Below are 23105 nucleotides of genomic sequence, written 5' to 3'. Positions count from 1 at the left end.
AATTGACTGTCTCTATCATGTTCGCCTTTAAAGACCAAATTCCTGCAAATAATCAATTATTTCCTTAATCTTTTTTTCTCTGTTTTCTGACATGTTAAACCACTTGAAGTCCATTTTATTACGAAACCATGTTAATTGTCTTTTTGCGTAACGTCTGGAATTCTGTTTTATCCGGTCCAGAGCGTCTTCGTAAGTGATTTCACCTTCAAAATAAGCATACAGTTCTTTATAGCCGATCGCCTGAACTGATGTTACATCTCTAATACCACTTTTATAGAGGCCTCTTACTTCTTCTACAAGCCCTTCTTCAATCATCATGTCGACTCTTTTATTAATTCTTTCATACAAAAGGTCCCTATCCATATCAAGACCAATTAACTCATGGTTGTAAAGCGGCTCAGGCGTTTGAATTGATTTTAACTCTGCTGGCGTCATACCGGTTGATTCAATAATTTCAAGCGCTCTGATGACACGCCTTACATTATTCGGATGTATTGCAGATGCGGTAACACCATCTAGCTCCGTCAGCTTCTTATGGAGATCAACTCCCTCCTGATGCGCTTTTTCGAGCTGCAACCTGATCGTATCGTCTTTTCCTTTATCAGAGAAGTTGTAGTCATATAAAACCGATTGAATGTAAAGCCCCGTCCCTCCGGTTAGTACCGGTATGGAACCACGGGTATGTACTTCATAAATTTTTTCTCTGACAGCCCGCTGATACTCAGCTGCAGAAAAGGACTGCTCAGGACCGAGAATATCAAACAGATGATGAGGGACCCCCTGCATTTCTTCAGGTTTAATTTTAGCCGTTCCGATATCAAGCCCTCTGTATACCTGCATGGCATCCCCATTAATTACTTCACCTTTAAGTGCTTTTGAAAGCCTGATACTGAGTTCAGTTTTACCTACAGCTGTAGGTCCTGCAATAACAATTACCTTATTTCTCATTTAATCCCTCTACTTTTCCAAGCCAATTCACAATATCACCGATAACTTGTTCTGAATTAAGTTCATTCAGCATTTCATGACGACCATTCTCATATAGATGTACTTCAACTGACTCAATAGCGGAGTCTGTGTAGATCTGAGCTGATTTAAAAACACCTTTTCCAAAATCACCTACAGGATCATCTACTCCACTTACAAACAGTATCGGTAGATCTTTACGAATCTGAGCGATTTCCTTTTGATTATAAATCATTCTAATTCCATTAAATAGTACTTTGTAAAATCTATTTGTTGTTACAAATCCGCACAATGGGTCATCAATATACTTTTGAACTTCTTTTTCATCTGATGAAAGCCAGTCGAAAGAAGTTTTTGAATCAGGAAATGACTGATTGTAACTGCCAAATGACAGCCTGTTCAATAACGCTGCTTTTTCAGTTGGCTGATAAGCAGTCAGCACTGAAGCAAGAACCGTTGCAGGTATTCCTATTACCCCAAGTGGACCATTAGAACCTGATAACATAACTCCATCATACTCTGCCGAATGAGTCTGAATAACTCTTCTGGAAATGAAAGAGCCCATGCTGTGACCAAGAAGATAGACTTTCCCAGTACTCAGACATCGGTTTTTAATTTCAATTACATCTTTTGCCAGTCTGTTGAAGTCTGCACTTATGCCGTAATCACCAAATTGCCCGTTGTTTTCAGCTGTCAGCCCATGACCTCTGCAGTCATGCCCGAATACATGATAACCAGCTTGATTTAAACGCTTAGCTAAATCTTCATAACGACCAATATGCTCTGCCATTCCATGGCAGAGCTGAATTGATCCTTTTATATGAGGCTGGTCGGAATTCCAAATCACTGTATGGAGATTCTGACCGTCTGATGTTCTGATGAAAAATGACTCTTTCATTTAACCACCCCAAAGCTTTTATTTAACCGGCTCAACAGCATCATGAAGCTCATTTTCAAGCTCTTCCTGATATGACTGATAAGTCGCTTCATCCCATTCAAGCAGGTTTTGCATTAATTTTAACACAACATTCTTTTGTGCGTGCACTGCATGAATGTCAAAGAATAAACGACCTGTTCTGCGAATAAAGAAGTCCACAGGCTTTACTGTCATTTCTTCCTGTATTGCATACACAACCTCAGCATATAGTGCAGGTGTCATTGGTGACTCAAGCTGCATGCCTTTGGCTGCATGCGCAAGTGTAAATAATTTATCAGCATTCGAGCCATAAAATGCTGCAATTCGCTTACCTTCCTGCTCAGTCAATCCGAACTGAACAGCTTCTTTTGCTTTTGCATCAACAAATTGCTGATAATTTGATGAGCCGCCAAATTCCGCACCTGATAGAGGAAGGTGAACAGTTTTACACTTTGAAAAAGATTTTTTCGCTTCTTTTTTCAGACGTTCAGCCGCAAGGTCAACTACGTGTTCAGCCATTTTGCGGTAACCGGTAAGCTTACCGCCTGCAATTGTAATCAGCCCGCTCTCATGCTCCCATACTTCATCTCTTCTTGAGATTTCAGATGGATCTTTCCCTTTTTCAAAAATCAGCGGACGTACACCTGCCCAGCTGGACTCAACGTGGTCTTCTGTTACCTCCACGCCAGGGAACATATAATTAACCGCATCTAATAAATAACGCTGGTCTTCAGCTGTCATTTTAGGATTAGACGTATCTTTATCACTGCCATATAAAGTATCAGTTGTTCCAATATAGGCTTTACCGTCACGCGGAATCGCAAACATCATTCTGCCATCCGGTGTGTCAAAATATAACGCCTGATTTAACGGGAATACTGATTGGTCAATTACAATGTGTACACCCTTTGTCAGCTGCAGTTCTTTATCATTTGTTGAATAGTCTTTATTTCTGACTTTATCTACCCATGGTCCTGCAGCGTTGATTACTTTTCTGCCAAGTATTGTTTGTGTATCACCTGTAATCTGGTCCTTTACTTCCACTCCTGATACTTTCTTTTTATCATAAGTGAACCTTTCAGCTTTCACATAATTTATAAAGTCAGCACCATTTTCTACTGCTTTTTTTATTATTTCAAGCGTTAGTCTTGCGTCGTCTGTACGGTATTCAACATAATAGCCTGCACCTTTCAGTCCTTCCTGCTTCACTAGAGGCTCTTTTTCCGTCGCTTCAGATGCACTAAGCATTTTTCTGCGCTCCTGCTTTTTAACACCTGCAAGGTAATCATATACACGAAGCCCCACTGATGTTGAAAACTTACCGAATGTACCGCCTTTATGAATCGGTAGCATCATCCATTCGGGCGACGTGACGTGTGGTGCATTTTCAAAAACGATCGCTCTTTCTTTCCCAACCTCAGCAACGAGTTTCACTTCAAATTGCTTCAGGTAACGCAGTCCACCATGTACGAGCTTAGTTGAACGGCTTGATGTTCCACCTGCAAAGTCCTGCATTTCGATCACAGCAACTTTCATACCGCGCGTTACTGCATCAAGTGCAATCCCGGCACCTGTAATACCACCGCCAATAATGACTACATCATATAAATCCTCTGACATTTTCTTCAGCTTTTCTGATCTGTTCACACTTGAAAAATTCATAAATATCCTCCTTTAACCTATAGCATTGTTGACTCTGTATTTTTTATTAAAAGTAAAAAAAGAGAGACCGAATCCATATATGAAAAAACTCATAATGAATCCAGGCCTCTCTGCTCTCTACCCCGTTTATTAACTTGACTCAATCATAACATATTAGAGGTTTACTTAAAAGCCTGAGCTGCTTTTACAGCTTTTTGCCAGCCGCTGTAAAGCTGATCACGATTCTCTATATCCATTACAGGATCAAATTCCTTATCAGTTTTCCACATCTCCGCGATTTCATCTTTACTTTCCCAGAAACCAACAGCAAGCCCTGCCAGGTACGCTGCACCAAGAGCTGTTGTTTCACTGATGACCGGACGCTCTACGGGAACATTTAACATATCACTCTGGAACTGCATCAGGAAATCGTTTTGAACTGCCCCTCCGTCAACCCTTAGTTTTTTAAGCTCAATCCCTGAATCCTTTTCCATTGCATCGAGTACATCTTTTGTCTGATAAGCTAGACTTTCTAATACAGCACGGACAAAGTGCTCTTTTGATGTTCCACGGGTCAACCCAAATACTGCTCCTCTGACATCGCTATCCCAATAAGGGGTTCCAAGTCCTACAAATGCCGGTACTACATATACACCATCAGTCGAGTCAACTCTCTTTGCGTAATCTTCACTTGCTGAAGCAGTTTTAAGCATGCGCATCCCATCGCGCAGCCACTGAATTGCACTGCCGGCAACAAAAATACTGCCTTCAAGCGCATACTCAACTTTACCATCAATTCCCCACGCAAGAGTTGTTAAAAGGCCACTGTCAGATTTAACTGATTTTTCCCCTGTATTCATCAGCATAAAACAGCCTGTACCATACGTGTTTTTAGCCATACCTGTTTTATAGCATGCCTGACCGAACAACGCGGCCTGCTGGTCACCGGCTGCACCTGCAATCGGAATCTGCTTTCCAAAGAAATGATGCGGCGCTGTTTTTGCATAAACTTCTGAAGAAGCTTTTACTTCAGGCAGCATGGATTCAGGAACTGTTAAATGTTCTAATAACTCCTGGTCCCACTTCAGATCATAAATGTTATACATCAGTGTTCTTGATGCATTTGAATAATCTGTTACGTGAGCTTCGCCGCCAGATAACTTCCATATCAACCAAGTATCAATTGTTCCAAACAGCAGATCCCCGTTCTCGGCTTTTTCTCTTGCTCCGTCTACATTATCCAAAATCCACTTCACTTTTGTACCGGAGAAATAAGCGTCTATTAAAAGACCTGTTTTATCTCTAAATGTATCATTTAATCCTTTATCCTTCAGTTCATTACAAATATCAGAAGTTTGTCTTGACTGCCATACAATTGCATTATAAACCGGTATACCCGTATTTTTATCCCAGACGACAGCTGTCTCACGCTGATTTGTAATTCCAATTCCTTCAATCTGATCAGGCTTTACCTCCGCTTCAGAAAGTACTGATGCAATAACTGACAGGATTGACCCCCAGATTTCATTCGCATTGTGTTCAACCCAGCCCGGCTTAGGAAAAATCTGCTCAAATTCCTTTTGTGCAATTTTAACGATTTCCCCTTTTTTGTTAAACAGGATCGCTCTTGAACTCGTCGTGCCCTGATCCAGTGATAAAATAAATTTTTTCATTCAAAATTCCTCCCTGATAGATTATTGAATTAATGAAGTCTGTTTTTTGTCAACTAAGTACGCAGCCAGCAAACATAATAACGTTACCGCTGCAACGATAAAGAACATAATATGAAATTCTCCTGAAAAAATATAACGGTAAAATAATCCGCCGAATGAACCTCCAAGAACCGGTCCCAGGATTGGAATCCAACTGTATCCCCAGTTAGAATTACCCTTCCCGCTGATTGGTAAAACAAAATGTGCAATTCTCGGCCCAAGATCACGGGCAGGGTTAATTGCATACCCCGTTGTTCCCCCAAGTGAAAAACCAATGGCTACAATCAGCATACCAACAATGAAAGGATTTAATCCTTCCGTGAAATCGTTCGCCCCAATAAACAGGATACCGACAACCAAAATAAACGTGCCGATGATTTCGCTTAATAAATTTGAGAAATTGTGCGGGATCGCCGGACCTGTAGAAAAAACTCCAAGCTTGGCTCCCTGGTCTTCTGTAACCTTCCAGTGTGGCAGAAAATGAAGCCAGACAAGCGTTGCACCAATAAATGCACCGGCAATCTGCGCTAGAATATAACCCGGAACTTTAACCCACTCAAAATCTGCATTAAATGCCAGACCAAGTGTTACGGCCGGATTAAGATGAGCACCACTAAACTGGCCAACTGCATAAACACCCATTGCTACACCAAGGCCCCATCCAAATGCAATTGCAACCCAGCCTGCACCTTCAGCAAAAGATTTCTTTAAGCTGACATTTGCAACAACGCCTCCCCCGAATAAGATTAGAATAGCTGTTCCAATAAACTCTGCGATGTATTCATTCATCTCTAATCCTCCTAAATTAGTGAATAGAAAAAGACTCACAGATTCCCCCCTTTTTAAGCGATAGGATCTGTGAGTCTCTTAGTCTCTTCACGTTGTATTAACTTGAAAACAATATTATCAGCTTCTGAAAACGCTGTCAAACTATTTCCCGAAATATGTCCAAAGTTCTTTTGAAGAAGTAGAGATTGCACTCGCCCCGGCTTTCAGGGCAGCAGTCACTTCTTCAGGATCATCGATCAGTCCCCCGGCAATGATCGGTTTACCGGTTTCAGTTTTTATCCTTTCTATCATCTTCGGCACCACACCAGGCAGCAGTTCAATATAATCCGGGTCTGACTGCCTGATCAGTTCCACACTCCTTCTGTAGGCATTGGAATCAATGACAAAAGTCCGCTGAATTGCTTTTACATTTAATTCTCGGGCTCTTTTGACAACATTTTTTCTCGTGGAGATAATGCCAAAAGGCTTTACTGTCTGACAGATATATTCGCATGCATATTCGTCATTTGCGAGCCCCTGGATTAAGTCCAAATGAAGAAACATTTTTTTATTTTTACTGTTTGCATATTCGAATACACTTTTAATCATGCCTACATGAAGATCCAAAAAAACACCATATTCAAATGAGTATTTAAGCATTTTATCAAAATCTTTCATTGAATGAACTGCAGGCAGAATTTTTTGATTATCAAACTCCATAAGTCACCTTCTTTTTCATTTACATAACTCTTTTGAACATTTTCTCCATCTCATAAGTTGAAAAATGAATAATAACAGGTCTTCCATGAGGGCAAGTGAAAGGATCCACGCATTCAGATAGTTGACTGATCAAGTGCTCCATATCCTCTTTTTTCAAAAAGTGGTTTGCCTTTATTGACTTCTTACAGCTCATGAGAATCGCTACCTCTTCCCTAAGCTTATAGCGGTCAATATTTTTATCTCTCAATACCTGCTCAACCATTTCTTCTATAATTTCACTTTCTTCACCTTCAGGAAACCAGACAGGATGTGATCTCACAATTAAGCTGTTATGTCCAAACTCTTCAGCACTCACACCTGATTTCTCAAGTAAATGAATATTTTCTTTTATTTTTATAAATTGATCACTTGAAAAATCAAACGTCAGCGGTACAAGCAGATCTTGGATATCACCTGTATCATAAGCAAGCTTTTCCCTGAAATATTCGTACTTGACTCTTTCCTGAGCAGCGTGCTGATCAATCATATATAATCCTTCTTTACTCTGACAGATAATATAAGTACCGTGAGCCTGACCAATTACAGAAAGCTCAGGCATTCTTCTTTCCGGGTGATACGTTTCTTTTTCTTCAGGCTGCTCCTGTACCTCCTGCTTATTGATCACTGATGCGACAATCGGATCAGGAGTTTCTTCTGCCTGAAGATGTGATGCTTCTTTCGTTCGCTCTTCCTCTTTTTGAAACGGGGGATTGGCTGGTGCTTTCTGCTCATTTGTTATGCCCCATTGAAAAGAGGTTTGTTCACTGTACTTTTTTGGTTCTTTCTTTTCTGTTACACCGCTTGGAATCAGCGTTTCTTTTCTGAATGTTTGTCTGATAGTATCCGAGATCACATGCTGCAGTTCTTTTTCTTTACTGAATCTGACCTCCTGCTTGGATGGATGGACATTTACATCCACAAGGACCGGATCCATTTCAATTGATAAAAGAATAACTGGGAACCTGCCGATCGGAAGCATTGTTCGATACCCTTCAAGAACAGCTTGAGTAATCCCGTAATTTTTGATGTAGCGGCCATTAACGAGTACAGACACATAACTTTTTGACGCGCGTGTCACTTCAGGAAGCGCAGCCCATCCTGAGATTTTAAAATCAAGCGATTCTCCTTCAAAAGGCACCATCTTCTTAACGGTTTGCATACCATAAATGGCAGAGAGCACCTGCCTGATATCATCCTGACCATTTGTATGAAGAAGCGTTCTGCCATTATGGATCAGTCTGATTGAAATTTCAGGATGTGAAAGCGCGAGTCTGTTTACAATATCTGTGATGTTACCAAGTTCGGTATTAATTGTCTTCATATATTTCAGTCTTGCAGGTGTATTGTAAAAAAGTTCTTCGACCCGTATATCTGTCCCTTTTCTAGCTGACGCTGCAGACTGACTAATTACTTTTCCGCCGTGAATAACAGCTTTTGTCCCCTGGTCACCGGTAGATGAAGTGATTTCAACTTTAGATACTGAAGCAATACTCGGCAGCGCTTCCCCTCTGAAGCCTAACGTTTTAATCCTAAACAGATCATGCTCATTTTTAATTTTACTTGTGGCATGCCTTGAAAAAGCGGTGAGCAGATCTTCTTCTAAAATTCCATCGCCATTATCTTTAATTCTGATGCTTGCTAGGCCCGCTTCCACAATATCAATTTCTATAATGGTAGAGTGGGCATCAATGGCGTTTTCCATCAACTCTTTTACGACCGATGCAGGTCGCTCTACCACTTCACCTGCAGCAATTTTATTTGATAAAAATTCATCCAGCTGCTGAATATGTCCCATTATGAACCCCCTCCCTCATTAAGATTTAGTTAATATTTTTCCTGCTTTTTTCTGGAGTTTATAAAGCTCGTTCATCGCTTCCATTGGCGTCATCTCGAGCACATTTATTTTTTGAATCTCTTTTAACACTTTGCTTTCGGACTGATTGGATTTTTCCGGCAGGTCAAATAGCGTCATCTGCTGTTTTGATCCGCTTTCCTCTTTATCCGCTTCAAACAGGGATAGCAGTTCATTTGCCCGGCTGATGAGTGAGGGTGGCAATTCTGCAAGCTCAGCTACATGGATTCCATAGCTTTTGTCAGCAGGACCTTCCTTCACTTTATGAAGGAAGATTACCTTTCCATGCTGTTCAGCAGCTGCTACGTGAATATTCTTCAGACGTGTCAGTTTTGAAGATAATTCTACAAGTTCATGATAGTGCGTTGAAAACAGGGTTTTTGCCTGAATGGTATCATGCACATACTCAATAATCGCCTGAGCAAGTGACATTCCGTCATATGTGGATGTACCCCGGCCGATTTCATCAAACAGAATTAAACTGTTTTCGGTCGCATGCTCGAGAGCGTGTTTGGCTTCAAGCATCTCAACCATAAAGGTACTTTGTCCGCTGACCAGATCATCAGCAGCACCAATTCTCGTAAAGATTCTGTCAAACACAGGGAGCTCCGCATAATCAGCAGGAACAAAACATCCCATTTGTGCCATAACAGAAATCAGAGCTACCTGTCGCATATACGTACTTTTACCGGACATATTCGGACCAGTAATTAATAGCATTGAGCGGTCTGGATCCATTCTGCAAGAATTCGGCACGTACTCATTTACATTCATTACTTTCTCAATCACAGGATGTCTGCCTTCTTCAATATTCAATACCCTTTGATCGGAGAATACTGGCTTAACATAGTGTCTTTTTTCACTGATGTAAGCAAATGACTGAAGTACATCGATTTCGCTGATATCTTTTGCAAGCTGCTGAATACGCGGTATTTCTGTTTTCACCTGATCTCTGACAACCTGAAAAATCTCATGTTCAAGTTCAACTGACTTTTCCTCTGCTTCTAAAATCAGTGTCTCTTTTTCTTTCAGCTCGGGTGTAATATATCGCTCCGCATTCGCAAGGGTCTGCCGTCTTTCATAGCGCTCATCATTTAAAGAAGAAAGATTTGCTTTAGTTACTTCTATATAATAGCCAAAAATGCGATTGTAACCGATTTTGAGCGACTTAATACCAGTCAGCACTCTTTCCTTCTGCTCAAGCTCAGCAATCCACTTTTTTCCGTTCCGGCTGGCATCTTTATATTGATCAAGTTCTGAGGAGTATCCATCTTTAATAAAGTTTCCATCCTTAATTGTAATCGGTGCCTGGTCATCTATTGAAGCATCGAGTAAATCTGCTACATCAGCACAGGCGTCCATTGCATCAGCTCTTTTGATTAATCCTTCATCCGGTATTTCTTTCAGCTTATCTTTTATATAAGGAACCTGTTGTATAGATCGTTTTAATTGCACAAGATCTCTCGGGCTGATTGAGCCAAATGCAACCCGGCCAGCCAGCCGTTCGAGGTCATATACATTTTGCAATAGCTCTCTTAATGACTCCCGTTCAAAGAAATGGTTTTTTAAGCTCTCGACCAGATCTAATCTCTCATTAATCTGACTCTGATTAATTAACGGGCGCTCAATCCATGATTTCAACTGCCTGCTGCCCATTGCAGTAACTGTTTCATCCAACAGCCAGACTAGAGAACCTTTTTTTGAGCCACTACGGTTATTTTCAATCAGCTCTAAATTTCTTTTTGAGTTTGGATCAATCTGTAAATACGCGCTTACTTCGTACTGCTCGGTTTTCTGTAAATGATCCAGTGATCTCTTTTGGGTATCAGCTGTATAATGCAAAAGCAGACTGATACCCTGCCTTACTTCCTCTCCTTCAAGCAGCGAAAGTAAAGCTTCATCAAATGATAAATGTTCCTGTTCTACTTTTGATATAGCAGTTATCCCTCTATCTTTAAATTTACTGATCAGCTCTTCGCTGACTGACGCCGGAAGAATTAATTCTTTTGCTTTAATTAATGTAATTTCCTGCAGGAGCAGTTCTTCATTTTCAACGACTGACGCTTTTGATTCTCCGGTTGACAGATCAAGATAAGCAACACTGTAACGGTCGCCCGGAAGCTGAACCGCTGAACCAAGAAAATGATTTTCACGTTCATTCACAGCATTCACAGCTGTTCCGGGCGTAATCATCTGAACGATTTCTCTTCTCACAACCCCTTTAGCGTGCTTAGGGTCCTCTGTCTGTTCACACAGCGCAACTTTATAGCCTCTGTCAACCAGTTTTTCTATGTACGATGCCGCCGAATGATAAGGCACACCACACATCGGGATTTTATCTTCTTTATTACCGCCCCTTGCTGTCAGCGTAATCTCAAGCTCCTTAGATGCTTTAAGCGCATCATCAAAAAACATTTCATAAAAGTCCCCAAGCCTGAAAAACAAAAAGGCGTCCGGTACTTCAGCCTTTATTCTTAAGTATTGCTGCATCATTGGTGTATACTTCGTCAAAACAATTCTCCCCGTTCATCAACATTTTCTATGTGAAGAGTATAGCATAAATGGACATTGATCACTTATTTGGACCATCAAAAAAACACTGTCCGGAGACAGTGTTTTACTCATGGTCAAACACATTCTGATTGATATGTTCAAGTTCTTCGTCCAGATCATAATCCTCCCAGTCATCATCTCCAGGGTATTCATTCGTAAATGCTACACACACCTTCGTCTCCCCTACACATTCAGCAGCAATTTCCCTTTCCGCATGAACAACGATATGCTGACCTTTTTCTGAAATCTCGGCCTCAATGCAGTTTGGCTGCTGCAGCACCCTCGCTATGACTTCGTGATCATTCCTTGCATCTTTATCCCGGTATCTGAGGCTGATTTCATCATTGTAGGACACATTTTCAATAATGACAGAGGTTTTCGTGTTGTGATGGTGAGAATACCAAACATTTAACTCATAGGATCCATTTACCTCAATTTTGTGCCCGGTCTTTTTAGCAGCGTATTTATGATTGATAATCCAGCAGCCGAGTATACTTGACGGTTTATGGGGTGGCTGAACAGTATGTTTAGACTTCACGTACTTACGGCCCTTTGCCACCACTGACTTCGTAATTATCTCACGGTATTCCGTCATTAAAGCGGCCTCCTTTCATTTCTCCCTTATCTTATGCACCATGATAAAAACATGTGCAAATAACCTGGTTTATCTAAAATAATAACGTTATTATTTTTAAAGTGTGTAATAATCATTGTTATTATTGTGCTTCGTGTTTATACTAATATTATTAACAACGTTATTATTTTACGAGGTGATCACATGTCTGTGACGATAAAAGATATAGCGAAAGAGGCAAACGTCAGCTTTTCTACCGTCTCTAAAGCATTGAATGACAGTCCGTTAGTAAAAGAACCAACAAAACAACGGATTGTAGCACTTGCTAAAGAAATGGGTTATGAAATAAATACATCTGCTAAGATTCTTGCTACAGGTAAATCGAATGCAGTCGGCATTTACTGTCCCGGGATTACCGCTCCGGAGTACGCATCGTATGTTCATGAATTAAGCAAACAATTAAAACGACGCGGTTTTTTACCTGCCCTTTCTACTTCCGCATTTCAAGATGCAAAGGAGATGTTCTCGCGTTTAAAAACGGCCTACGTGATCGTAGTTGATAAAAAAGAAGTACACTTCCCTAACGTTGAATTCACATACAACCCATATATTGATACTTCTGATGTTGCAGGGATCAATCAGTACTCATTAAAAAAAGATGCAGCTCTAAAAGCGGCATCTCTGCTGGTCCATTCTGGACACAGGTCAGTTCTTATAGTAAGTGAATACGATGATGACTGGATCAATCAAGTGCTTAAAAGAGAAAATGAATTTGATGCAGTTAATCATGTGTATATCAGCACCGGGGACCTTGAGCGGTTTTTTACTGTAATTAAAACCACACTCGATCAGACAATGCCAGACGCTATCATATGCTCCAGCCGTAAATTGGCTGAGCTGACTCTGCTCGTCAGCAAAAGCTTGGGACTGAACATCCCTGAGGATAGTTCTCTAATAGCTTATGATGATAATGTCGATCCCAGTTCCCCCGTTTCAATGTTTGGATACTCAATAGAGAAAGTTTCAGAAGTGACTGCGGATTTCATTTTCGCAAAAATTAATGAACAGGAATATGATTATGTAAACTTAAAATCAGAAATGTTACTTAATTACACAGTAAAGCTCTAATAATAACGTTGTTATTATTAGAGCTTTACTTAATTGTTATTTATTTTTTCGTATGCTTCTTTATCGAGGTGTGCGTCTGTCTTACTTAAAATTGAAACGGCTTCTTTTCTGTCTTCTTCTTTTACATAAAACTCAAGCAGATAGTGAAATGTGTCAGACGAGTCAGCCCGGCTGATGACATCACGATCTGTAATAATACCTGTATTTGGGGTTGAGTTTGATGTGAAGCTCAAAGCAGGGAGTAAAAAAGGATTGCTGTCAGTATCAGGAATTGAATCTATCCTTGCATCTCTGATTGGGCATCTCTGCAGTTTAGCCAGTGCAGATTCAGCATCACTTTCATTTTTAAAATATGCTTGTAAATGATGTTCCATAATCATCCTCCTCATCAATACGATTTACAGAATTTTACCCTTAATCAACCCCTTTAAACCATTCAGGCTGTTCTGTCCTTATAAAAACTCTGTAAAATAAAACAGCCCCGGTATAAAACCGGAGCCGTTTGTATTTTAAAAGAATCCTAATTTCTTAGGGCTGTAGCTGACCAGCATGTTTTTAGTCTGCTGATAATGATCAAGCATCATCTTATGGTTTTCACGTCCGATACCTGACATCTTATAACCGCCAAATGCTGCGTGTGCAGGATACTGGTGGTAGCAGTTTGTCCATACACGTCCTGCCTGAATGCCTCTTCCAAAGCGATATGCTGTATTTACGTTCCTTGTCCAGATACCAGCACCAAGACCGTATAGCGTATCGTTTGCAATTTCCATCGCTTCTTCATCTGTTTTAAAAGTTGTAACAGAAAGAACCGGTCCAAAAATCTCTTCCTGGAAGATTCTCATATCATTCGTTCCCTTGAAGATGGTTGGCTGAATATAATACCCTTCAGCAAATTCCCCTTCTTTTTTATTGATATCTCCGCCTGTAACAAGCTCCGCACCTTCTTCTTTACCGATTTGAAGGTATGACTGGATCTTTTCCATCTGCTCAGTAGATGCCTGCGCACCCATCATTGTATTAGGGTCAAGCGGGTTACCTGTGTTGATTTCCTTTACTCTTTTAACTACACGCGCCATGAATTCATCATAGATGTCTTCATGAATCAGGGCTCTGGAAGGACATGTACATACTTCTCCCTGGTTGAGAGCGAACATTAATAACCCTTCTACTGCTTTATCAACAAACTCATCATCCTGATCCATGATATCCTTAAAGAAAATGTTTGGTGATTTACCACCAAGCTCAAGTGTAACAGGAATCAGGTTTTGAGATGCATATTCCATGATCATACGTCCGGTAGTTGTTTCTCCTGTAAATGCGATTTTTGCAATGCGCTTACTGGATGCAAGCGGCTTACCTGCTTCAAGACCGAAACCATTTACAATATTTATGACACCTTTTGGCAGAAGATCTCCGACAAGCTCCATTAAGACTAAAATAGATGAAGGTGTCTGTTCTGCCGGTTTCAATACAACACAGTTACCCGCAGCAAGTGCAGGTGCAAGCTTCCAAACAGCCATTAACAGCGGGAAGTTCCATGGAATAATCTGTCCTACAACTCCAAGCGGCTCGTGGAAGTGGTATGCAACTGTATCATGATCAATTTCACCAAGCGTTCCCTCCTGCGCACGTATGACCCCTGCAAAATATCTGAAGTGATCAATCGCAAGCGGCAGATCTGCATTAAGCGTTTCACGAACCGCCTTACCATTCTCCCACGTTTCAGCTACTGCAAGCATTTCAAGATTTTCTTCCATACGGTCAGCAATTTTATTTAATATAACTGATCTTTCAGTTACAGAAGTCTTTCCCCACGCATCCTTTGCTGCATGCGCCGCATCAAGTGCTTTTTCAACATCTTCTTCTGTGGAGCGTGCAATCTGGCAAAACACTTTGCCATCTACCGGAGAAGGATTATCAAAGTATTGACCTTTTACAGGTGCTACCCATTCTCCCCCTATGTAGTTATCATATTTATCTTTAAAATTTACTAGAGATCCATCAGTATTCGGATTTGCGTAAGTCATTACTTTTCCCCCTATTATTAATAGTCATTTTACTGAATATATCTCTATCCCCCTTTATGTAATCGCTTTCATTTTAATAAAAAATAGTAAGCTCTTAAATTGAGCTGTATGTTATTTTTATCAAATATTAAGATCATTGTCAATTTTCAGAACACGATAAATCAAAAAAAGATCCGGGTTTTTATCCCGGATCGTTTTACAAATGATTATGAGCAGCTGCCGCCTGGCACATTTTTAACCTGTGCCCCGGTTTCACCCTTCATGATGTCTCCGCCTGTCTGACGGATAATTTCATCAGTTACAGTGTTAGAAACAGTGTTAGCGACCATTTGAAGCAGATCATTCACTTCAGTCTGTGACTGCTTAAATTCCTGTACAATTGGAATTTCATCAATTTCATTTTCTACTTTTTCAATTTTGGCTTCAATCATTTTCAGCGCTTCATGTTTACCGTAATGCTGGAAATTAACCGCCTGCTTTTGAAGACTTCTCAGGCTGGCAATTTTTTCTCTGATTTTCTGATTTTCCTGAATCTGCGCTTCAGCTCGTTTGAAAAAGTCCACTTCTTCTGTTTCTGTAATCATCTGTGCAAGTTCTTTTGCACGAGCAATAATTTCTTTTTTTGTATATCTCTTTTCCATTATCCATTCACTCCTGCTGGTTCTTCCGCTTCAACCAATTCACCATTCAGGCTCCAGGTTCTAGCATCAGTAATTTTGACCATCACTCTTTTTCCGACAATATCCTTTGGTCCTTTAAAGTTAACGAGCTTGCTCGTTCTTGTATAGCCTGACAGGACTTCAGCATTCTTACGGCTTTCGCCTTCCACTAACACTTCCATCGTCTGCCCTTCAAGTTTTTTCATTGCTGCAAGTGACATTTCATTCACAAGGTTATTTAGACGCTGCAAGCGCTCTTTCTTAACCTCCATCGGTACATTATCCTGCATTTTTGCTGCAGGTGTACCTTCACGCGGAGAATAGATATAAGTAAATGCTGTTTCAAATCCTACTTCTTTATACAATGTAAGTGTTTCTTCAAATTGTTCTTCAGTTTCATTTGGAAAACCCACAATAATGTCAGTTGTCAGCACTGCGTTAGGTATTGCCTTTCTGATCTTACCGACGAGCGTCAGGAACTGCTCTCTCGTGTACTTCCTTGCCATGAGCTTAAGTACCTCAGAGGAACCATGTTGTACAGGCAGATGAATATGCTCAACAAGATTACCACCCTTTGCAAGAACCTCAATTAAATAATCATCGAAGTCTCTCGGATGACTTGTGGTAAACCTAATTCTTGGAATATCGATCTTACGCAGCTCATCCATTAATTGACCGAGTCCGTAATCTGTATCTTTTAAATCCTTACCATAAGCATTTACATTCTGTCCAAGAAGTGTGATCTCCTGATAGCCCTGTGCAGCGAGATGTCTAACTTCCCTGATAATATCCTCGGGACGTCTACTGCGTTCCTTGCCTCTTGTATAAGGAACAATACAGTATGTACAGAATTTATCACAGCCATACATAATGTTAACCCAGCCTTTGATAGCACCTTTTCTCACTTTAGGGAGATTTTCAATTACATCGCCTTCTTTAGACCATACTTCAACAACCATTTCCTTACTCATATAAGCTTCGTTCAAAATGTTTGGAAGCCTGTGAATGTTATGTGTACCAAAGATCATATCAATATGAGGGTGGGTTTTTAGAATTTTATTAACAACTGATTCTTCCTGAGACATACATCCACATACACCAATCAGTAAATCCGGCTTTTCAAGCTTTAATGGCTTAAGGTGACCGATCTCACCAAATACTTTATTTTCAGCATTTTCACGTATTGCGCATGTATTTAATAAAATCACATCAGCATCTTCTGTCGTATCTGTCGGCTCATAACCAAGCTGCAGGAAGATCCCAGCCATCACTTCTGTGTCGTGCTCATTCATCTGACAGCCATAGGTGCGGATATAAAATTTACGTCCCTCGCCCATTCCCTGTAATGTCTGATCTATTTTAAAATCTTCATGATAATTTACATCTTCTTTACCGCGTCTTTTTGCATCTTTTAATGATGGCGGGCTGTAAACAGTCTGAAAGTATTGACTATAGTCTTTTTCTTTCTTATGTCCCTGAGATGTCTGAGTGGCATCCCCGCTTGCAATGCGCTGCTCTTCATTCATCCTGATGTCCCCTTTCTTACTGTCTATATTCATAAACAGAGTTAAAAAACCCCATGTTACACAAGTATAAATGTTAATGTACATACTGACAACACAACTGATGATGATGTCGATAAATTGACTCAATTATATCATTCAGCAGAAAAGCGCACGCTGATTCACGTGCGCCATGGTTTTACATAAATTCTTTTACAAGTTTATTAAAGTAATCTTCATCCAGCTGCAGATTCTGATTGCTGAGAGGCTCCTCATCATAACCATCAATCAGCTCCTGATATGAAGGCTGTTCTGTATTCTGATAGATCAGGCCTGTAACTAGACCATCATGCTTCATTAACGTCTGCATTGCAATTTCTTTACTGTGGGCATCATATTCTTCAATCTCTGAAAGCTTGACCAGATTTTCTTTGAACCAGTCATATGTGTTCACTTTATTATAGGTGACACAAGGGCTGAAGACATTAATAAGAGAAAATCCTTTATGATTTAACCCCTGCTCAATTAGGCTCGTCAGCTCTTTTAAATCTGATGAGAAGCCTTGCGCGACAAAGGTTGCACCTGAAGTCAGTGCCATTTCCATCGGATTAATGGATGGCTCAATCGCACCCTTAGGTGTTGATTTCGTTTTAAACCCTGCTGAAGATCTTGGGGAAGTCTGTCCTTTTGTTAAGCCGTAGATCTGGTTGTCCATAACAATATAAGTCATGTCAATATTTCTTCTGATCGCATGAATGGTATGTCCAAGACCGATGGCAAATCCGTCTCCATCTCCGCCTGAAGCAATGACGGTCAAATCTCTATTAGCCATTTTCACGCCCTGGGCAAGTGGCAGCGCGCGACCGTGGATACTGTGAAAGCCGTAGGAATTGATATACCCGGAAATTCTGCCGGAACATCCGATCCCTGATACGACTGCAAGACTTTCAGGCGTTAAGCCAATATTAGCTGAAGCACGCTGGATTGCAGCCTGCACTGAAAAGTCTCCACATCCCGGACACCAGTTTGGCTTCACATTATTTCTGAAATCTTTAAATGTAACCAATTAAATCAGCTCCTTTGTCAGCAACTCAACCTCTGAAGGTAAAAATGGCGTACCGTCATATTTTTTCAGACTGTGAATCTTTGAAGCCATTCCAACATTCATTTTAATCAATGATGCCAGCTGCCCCGTTGCATTATGTTCAGCTACTACAACTTTTTTAGCACTTTCCATCAATGGCGCAAGCTTATCAGCAGGAAAAGGGTGAAGCAATCTGATATGCGCATGATTAACCTTTAACCCATCGGCTTCAAGTCTTTCCTGTGCTTCTTCTAACGCTCCGCGAGTCGAATTAAAACCAACTAGCAGAATATCCGATTCCCCGTGTTTTGCATTATCTATATCCACTGCTTTATAAAGTGAGACATGATCAAGCTTTCTCATACGTTTATCCATTTGCATTTGACGATTCAGTGAGGATTCTGACGGTTTTCCGGTCTCATCATGTTCAACACCTGTTACATGGTGTATACCATTTTTCATACCGGGCAGCACACGTTGTGAAACCCCGTCTTCAGTTACTTCATACCGCTTATAATATTGTTTCGGCTCAAGTTCCTCAAGCTCTGATTCATCTGTTACAAGCTTCCCTCTGCCAACCTGAACCTTTGAATAATCTAAAGGATCAACAGACTGCTTCCCAAGCGAAAGCTGCAAATCTGACAGCACAATAACCGGACACTGATAAGTTTCTGAAAGATTAAAAGCGTCGATCGTGTCATAAAACGCTTCTTCAGCTGTACTCGGTGCTAAAACAATTTTTGGGATATCTCCATGAGAACCATAAATCATCTGCATCAGATCCGACTGTTCCTGTTTTGTTGGAAGTCCTGTAGATGGTCCACCCCGCTGCGTATCGACTATGACAAGCGGCTGCTCAGTCATACCGGACAGTCCAATTGATTCCATCATTAATGACAGTCCAGGTCCTGCTGATGCTGTAAAGGCACGTACACCTGCATAGTTTGAACCAATTGCCATTGTAGCTGCAGCGATTTCATCCTCTGTCTGAATGACAGCACCACCGAGTGCAGGGAGTTTTTTAATTAAGTATTCCATAATCTCAGAAGCCGGAGTAATTGGATAAGCTGCCATAAATCTTACACCGGCTGCAATTGCTCCGAGTGCAATTGCATCATTTCCAATCATATACATTCTCTGAATGCCATCTGCTTTAGCCAGCTTATGCGAACCTTTTTTATCTGCAAGCAGTTCTGAAGCTGCTTTAAAACCTGCTTCGATCGCTTCCATATTTTTCTGAACAACCACTTCACCTTTGCGGCTGAATGTCTCTTGTAATACTTTAGTGAAAACGTCTGTCGGAAGATCCATAATGGCACACGTTGCACCAATTGCAACCATGTTTTTCATTAGGGACGTGCCCAGTTCAGAGGCAATTTCAGTAAAGGGTACAATAATCAGTTCCGCCTGACAGTCCTCTGGATTTGCAGGCTTGAATTTCGCATCAGCAATAATAATACCGTCTGCACCCATTTCATGATAATTCACATCAATTGTTTCCTGATCAAATGCTACTAATATATCTAAACGGTCTTCTACCGCTCTTATACGTGTTGTGCTGACTCTGATTTTATTGTTGGTATGTCCGCCTTTTATTCTTGAAGAAAAATGTCTGTAGCCATATAAAAAATAACCCAGACGGTTCATTGCCATTGAAAAGATTTCCCCGGTACTTTCGATACCTTCTCCCTGCTGACCGCCCACTTTCCAGGAAAGCTGCTGTTTCATTCTAATCTCTCCTTCAACCATGCAATATGTATAAATTCATCATTGTTCATTTTATCACGTTTAATGATGTGACACATCTTTTTGAAAGTGAACGAGTGAAATTCAGCCCTTTGATTGAAAATTAGTTAACATAATAATATTATTGTATATAAATAGTAAAGGCCGCTGCTTAAGCAACGGCCCTATCTTACCTTGGTTCAATAATCAGTTTGATTGCGGTTCTTTCTTCCCCTTCAATCAAAATATCTGTAAATGCAGGAATACAAATCAGATCAATTCCTGATGGTGCAACAAATCCTCTTGAAATCGCAACTGCTTTTACTGCCTGGTTAAGTGCGCCTGCGCCAATTGCCTGCACTTCTACAAATCCTTTTTCTCTTAATACACCTGCTAATGCACCTGCCACTGAATTTGGATTAGATTTTGACGATACTTTTAATACATTCAACTGCAGATCCCCCTTCTTCAACCGCTAACATGTGCTAGTGTCCATTCACTATATTCCATTTAGCGTGAAGATATGCAGAAGGAAGCAATATTACAGTCTTTAAAAAGGATGATCTTCATTAATTAAAATCCGATCTATAGACAGGGCATTACCTGATTTTCGATCCAGCGTAATCAGACAGCCGCTTAAAATCGCTCTGCCCATCTTTGGTACTTCGAATCTTGAAGGTAAACCTGTAACGAACCGCTTTAATACTGCTTCTTTTTCCATGCCTAAAATGGCATCATAAGGTCCAGTCATTCCTACATCTGATAAATATGCTGTTCCTCCAGGGAGAATTCTGTTATCAGCAGTTTGTACATGTGTATGCGTACCAACAACTGCCGAGGCTTTACCATCAAGGTACCAGCCCATAGCCTGCTTCTCACTTGTAGCCTCTGCATGAAAATCTATAAAGACAAATGGTGTCTGTCTCTTTGCTTCCGTAACGGCCTGTCTGACTGACGGAAAGGGATCGTCTACCGGGTTCATAAACGTTCTGCCAAGCGCATTAACTACGGCTACTTCTGCACTGCCAGCCTGAAAAAAGCGGATGCCCTTTCCTGGTGTTCCTTTTGGATAATTCAGCGGTCTGACTAACTGATCGGCTTTATCGATGAAGTTAAATAGATCTTTATTATCCCACGTGTGATTTCCGAGTGTAATCATATCGGCACCAGCCTGGAGCAGCTGTTCATATATTTTCTGTGTAATCCCTCTTCCGGATGCAGCGTTTTCTCCATTTACTATAACAGCATCCGGTTCATGTCTTTCTTTTAATTTTGGAAGGTACTCATCTATCATTTCTCTTCCGGGAGAACCTACAACGTCTCCAATAAAAAGTATTTTCATCATATTCCTCTTTCTAATTATGGACTTTGTTCAAACTTTAGCATGAAAATACCACCGTTTCAACAATACCGGCTGCTGATTGAGTATGATCTGCACAATTTAAAAGCGATGTGCCAACGGCACATCGCTTTAATTATTTTGCGTATTCTACAGCTCGGGTTTCTCTGATCACTGTTACTTTAATATGACCCGGATAATTCAGCTCTTCTTCTATCTGCTTACGTATATCGCGCGCAAGCCTGTGAGCAGTAAGGTCATCAATCTGCTCAGGACGAACCATAATACGGATTTCTCTGCCCGCCTGAATGGCAAATGATTTCTCTACGCCTTCATATCCTTCGGAGATTTCCTCAAGACGTTCAAGTCTTCTGATGTAGTTTTCAAGCGTTTCACTTCTTGCACCTGGTCGTGCTGCTGAAAGTGCATCAGCTGCTGCAACCAATACCGCGATGACTGATGTTGCTTCATAATCACCGTGATGGGAAGCGATACTGTTAATGACTACAGGGTGTTCTTTATACTTGGTTGCAAGCTCCACGCCAATTTCAACGTGGCTGCCTTCCACTTCATGATCTATCGCTTTTCCGATGTCATGAAGCAGCCCTGCTCTTCTGGCAAGCGCAACGTCTTCACCAAGCTCAGCTGCAAGCAGTCCTGAGAGATAAGCAACTTCCGTAGAATGCTTGAGTACATTCTGTCCGTAGCTTGTACGGTATTTCAGCCTGCCAAGGATTTTGATGAGATCCGGATGAAGTCCGTGTACACCAACATCAAATGTTGTCTGTTCACCGATTTCTCGGATATGCTCATCTACTTCACGACGTGCTTTATCAACCATTTCCTCAATTCTTGCAGGGTGAATGCGCCCATCCTGTACCAGTTTTTCAAGCGCGATTCTTGCTGTTTCTCTTCTGATCGGGTCAAACCCTGATAGGATTACCGCTTCCGGTGTATCATCAATAATCAGATCAATTCCTGTCAGCGTTTCCAACGTTCTGATGTTTCGTCCTTCCCTTCCGATGATGCGTCCTTTCATTTCATCATTCGGCAGGTTTACGACAGAAACAGTGGTTTCAGCAACATGATCAGCCGCACATCTCTGAATTGCCAGAGATAACAATTCTCTTGCTTTCTTCTCTGATTCTTCTTTTGCACGGTTTTCCTGTTCTTTCACCATAATTGCAATGTCCTGTGACAGTTCTTTCTCTACCTGATCAAGTATAATTGCTTTCGCTTCTTCACGCGTCAGTCCAGATACACGTTCAAGTTCGAGCTCTTGCTTTTGAACCATCTCCTCCACTTTGCTTTCCATCTCTTCAATATGTTGTTGTCTTTCATGCAGTGATTGATCTTTTCGTTCCTGCATTGATTCCCGCTTATTCAGCGAGTCATCTTTGCGATCCAGGTTTTCTTCCCGCTGCATCAGGCGGTTTTCCTGCTTTTGCAGTTCATTTCTGCGTTCACGGAGTTCTGCTTCAATTTCTGAACGAAGCTTATGATTTTCATCTTTCGCTTCTAGCAGCGCTTCTTTCTTCAGTGCTTCTGCTTCACGCTTCCCGTTTGCCAGGATTTGTTCAACAGTACCTTTCGCACCGCCGACTTTCGCGTCCATCATGAATTTGTGTATCAAATAACCAACAAACACACCTACGATAATGCCAGCCAAAATGAAGGTGATTTCGAGTGCTCCCATCGTATTCACCTCCTCTTGCTTAATCTCTTCATACTTTGTCTTTTCAGGATCTTCCGAATGCTTCCGGAAGACTTCATGACATTTACTTATCAATTAGAAAAATTGAAAAATATACAATCTTAATTTTAAATCTGCAAAATTTCATTGTCAAGTAACCTAGAATAATCTAACTCATTACATTTCAATAAGAAAAGAGACAGG

19 protein-coding genes are annotated in these 23105 nt (G+C 40.9%); 1 reads left to right on the top strand and 18 read right to left on the bottom strand.

From position 1 onward, the window contains the following. Positions 1–27: 27 nt before the first annotated feature. The 9 genes from miaA to cotE form a co-directional block, all read right to left on the bottom strand. Complete coding sequence (gene miaA / locus LG330_RS09280) at positions 28–948, bottom strand: tRNA (adenosine(37)-N6)-dimethylallyltransferase MiaA (protein WP_404409322.1); 921 nt, start codon at positions 946–948, stop codon at positions 28–30. Then, on the bottom strand, positions 938–1864 hold the full coding sequence (locus LG330_RS09275) for an alpha/beta fold hydrolase (protein ID WP_404409320.1): 927 nt from the start codon (positions 1862–1864) through the stop codon (positions 938–940). Before LG330_RS09275 ends, miaA begins: the two co-directional genes overlap by 11 nt. A gap of 18 nt (positions 1865–1882) precedes the next feature. Further along, entirely contained in the window at positions 1883–3544 is a 1662-nt protein-coding gene (locus LG330_RS09270) for a glycerol-3-phosphate dehydrogenase/oxidase (RefSeq protein ID WP_404409319.1), read from the bottom strand. A 161-nt stretch (positions 3545–3705) separates the two neighbouring features. After that, positions 3706–5196: a glycerol kinase GlpK gene (glpK, locus tag LG330_RS09265; protein ID WP_404409318.1), complete on the bottom strand. Its 1491-nt coding sequence runs from the start codon at positions 5194–5196 to the stop codon at positions 3706–3708. A 21-nt stretch (positions 5197–5217) separates the two neighbouring features. Beyond that, the gene (locus LG330_RS09260; RefSeq protein ID WP_404409316.1) at positions 5218–6024 is read right to left on the bottom strand and encodes an MIP/aquaporin family protein; all 807 of its coding nucleotides are present in this window, start codon (positions 6022–6024) and stop codon (positions 5218–5220) included. A 141-nt stretch (positions 6025–6165) separates the two neighbouring features. Next, the gene (locus LG330_RS09255) at positions 6166–6723 is read right to left on the bottom strand and encodes a glycerol-3-phosphate responsive antiterminator (RefSeq protein WP_404409314.1); all 558 of its coding nucleotides are present in this window, start codon (positions 6721–6723) and stop codon (positions 6166–6168) included. 19 nt (positions 6724–6742) lie between these two features. After that, positions 6743–8557 (bottom strand): DNA mismatch repair endonuclease MutL, encoded by a 1815-nt coding sequence (gene mutL, locus LG330_RS09250; protein WP_404409313.1) that lies wholly within the window; start codon positions 8555–8557, stop codon positions 6743–6745. 18 nt (positions 8558–8575) lie between these two features. Next, the gene (gene mutS / locus LG330_RS09245) at positions 8576–11125 is read right to left on the bottom strand and encodes a DNA mismatch repair protein MutS (protein WP_404409311.1); all 2550 of its coding nucleotides are present in this window, start codon (positions 11123–11125) and stop codon (positions 8576–8578) included. A 106-nt stretch (positions 11126–11231) separates the two neighbouring features. Beyond that, positions 11232–11762 carry an outer spore coat protein CotE gene (gene cotE / locus LG330_RS09240; RefSeq protein ID WP_404409310.1) on the bottom strand — a complete coding sequence of 177 codons (531 nt, stop codon included), beginning with the start codon at positions 11760–11762 and terminating at the stop codon, positions 11232–11234. A 189-nt stretch (positions 11763–11951) separates the two neighbouring features. Here cotE and LG330_RS09235 point away from each other — a divergent pair, with 189 nt between their 5' ends. Beyond that, on the top strand, positions 11952–12869 hold the full coding sequence (locus LG330_RS09235; RefSeq protein ID WP_404409308.1) for a LacI family DNA-binding transcriptional regulator: 918 nt from the start codon (positions 11952–11954) through the stop codon (positions 12867–12869). Positions 12870–12898: 29 nt separating this feature from the next. Here the strand turns inward: LG330_RS09235 and LG330_RS09230 are convergent, their stop codons facing one another. The 9 genes from LG330_RS09230 to rny form a co-directional block, all read right to left on the bottom strand. Further along, on the bottom strand, positions 12899–13243 hold the full coding sequence (locus LG330_RS09230) for a hypothetical protein (RefSeq protein WP_404409306.1): 345 nt from the start codon (positions 13241–13243) through the stop codon (positions 12899–12901). 135 nt (positions 13244–13378) lie between these two features. Next, on the bottom strand, positions 13379–14899 hold the full coding sequence (gene adh, locus LG330_RS09225; RefSeq protein WP_404409304.1) for an aldehyde dehydrogenase: 1521 nt from the start codon (positions 14897–14899) through the stop codon (positions 13379–13381). A gap of 206 nt (positions 14900–15105) precedes the next feature. Further along, entirely contained in the window at positions 15106–15540 is a 435-nt protein-coding gene (locus LG330_RS09220; protein WP_404409302.1) for a RicAFT regulatory complex protein RicA family protein, read from the bottom strand. Next, entirely contained in the window at positions 15540–17084 is a 1545-nt protein-coding gene (gene miaB / locus LG330_RS09215) for a tRNA (N6-isopentenyl adenosine(37)-C2)-methylthiotransferase MiaB (RefSeq protein ID WP_404409300.1), read from the bottom strand. The genes LG330_RS09220 and miaB overlap by 1 nt, the downstream gene beginning before the upstream one ends. Before the next feature lie 175 nt (positions 17085–17259). Further along, positions 17260–18126: a 2-oxoacid:ferredoxin oxidoreductase subunit beta gene (locus tag LG330_RS09210; protein WP_404409298.1), complete on the bottom strand. Its 867-nt coding sequence runs from the start codon at positions 18124–18126 to the stop codon at positions 17260–17262. Next, positions 18127–19872 (bottom strand): 2-oxoacid:acceptor oxidoreductase subunit alpha, encoded by a 1746-nt coding sequence (locus tag LG330_RS09205; RefSeq protein WP_404409297.1) that lies wholly within the window; start codon positions 19870–19872, stop codon positions 18127–18129. Between the two features lie 187 nt (positions 19873–20059). Continuing rightward, entirely contained in the window at positions 20060–20320 is a 261-nt protein-coding gene (locus LG330_RS09200) for a stage V sporulation protein S (RefSeq protein ID WP_404409295.1), read from the bottom strand. A gap of 99 nt (positions 20321–20419) precedes the next feature. Beyond that, the gene (locus LG330_RS09195; protein WP_404409293.1) at positions 20420–21211 is read right to left on the bottom strand and encodes a TIGR00282 family metallophosphoesterase; all 792 of its coding nucleotides are present in this window, start codon (positions 21209–21211) and stop codon (positions 20420–20422) included. 133 nt (positions 21212–21344) lie between these two features. Then, positions 21345–22904 (bottom strand): ribonuclease Y, encoded by a 1560-nt coding sequence (rny, locus tag LG330_RS09190; RefSeq protein ID WP_404409291.1) that lies wholly within the window; start codon positions 22902–22904, stop codon positions 21345–21347. Positions 22905–23105: the final 201 nt, after the last annotated feature.

Origin of the sequence: Jeotgalibacillus malaysiensis (assembly GCF_044789845.1) — a bacterium.
In the GTDB taxonomy this organism is placed as follows: domain Bacteria; phylum Bacillota; class Bacilli; order Bacillales; family Jeotgalibacillaceae; genus Jeotgalibacillus; species Jeotgalibacillus malaysiensis_A.
The sequence above is the reverse complement of the archived record's forward strand: the minus strand, read 5'-3'. Positions and strand labels throughout refer to the sequence as shown.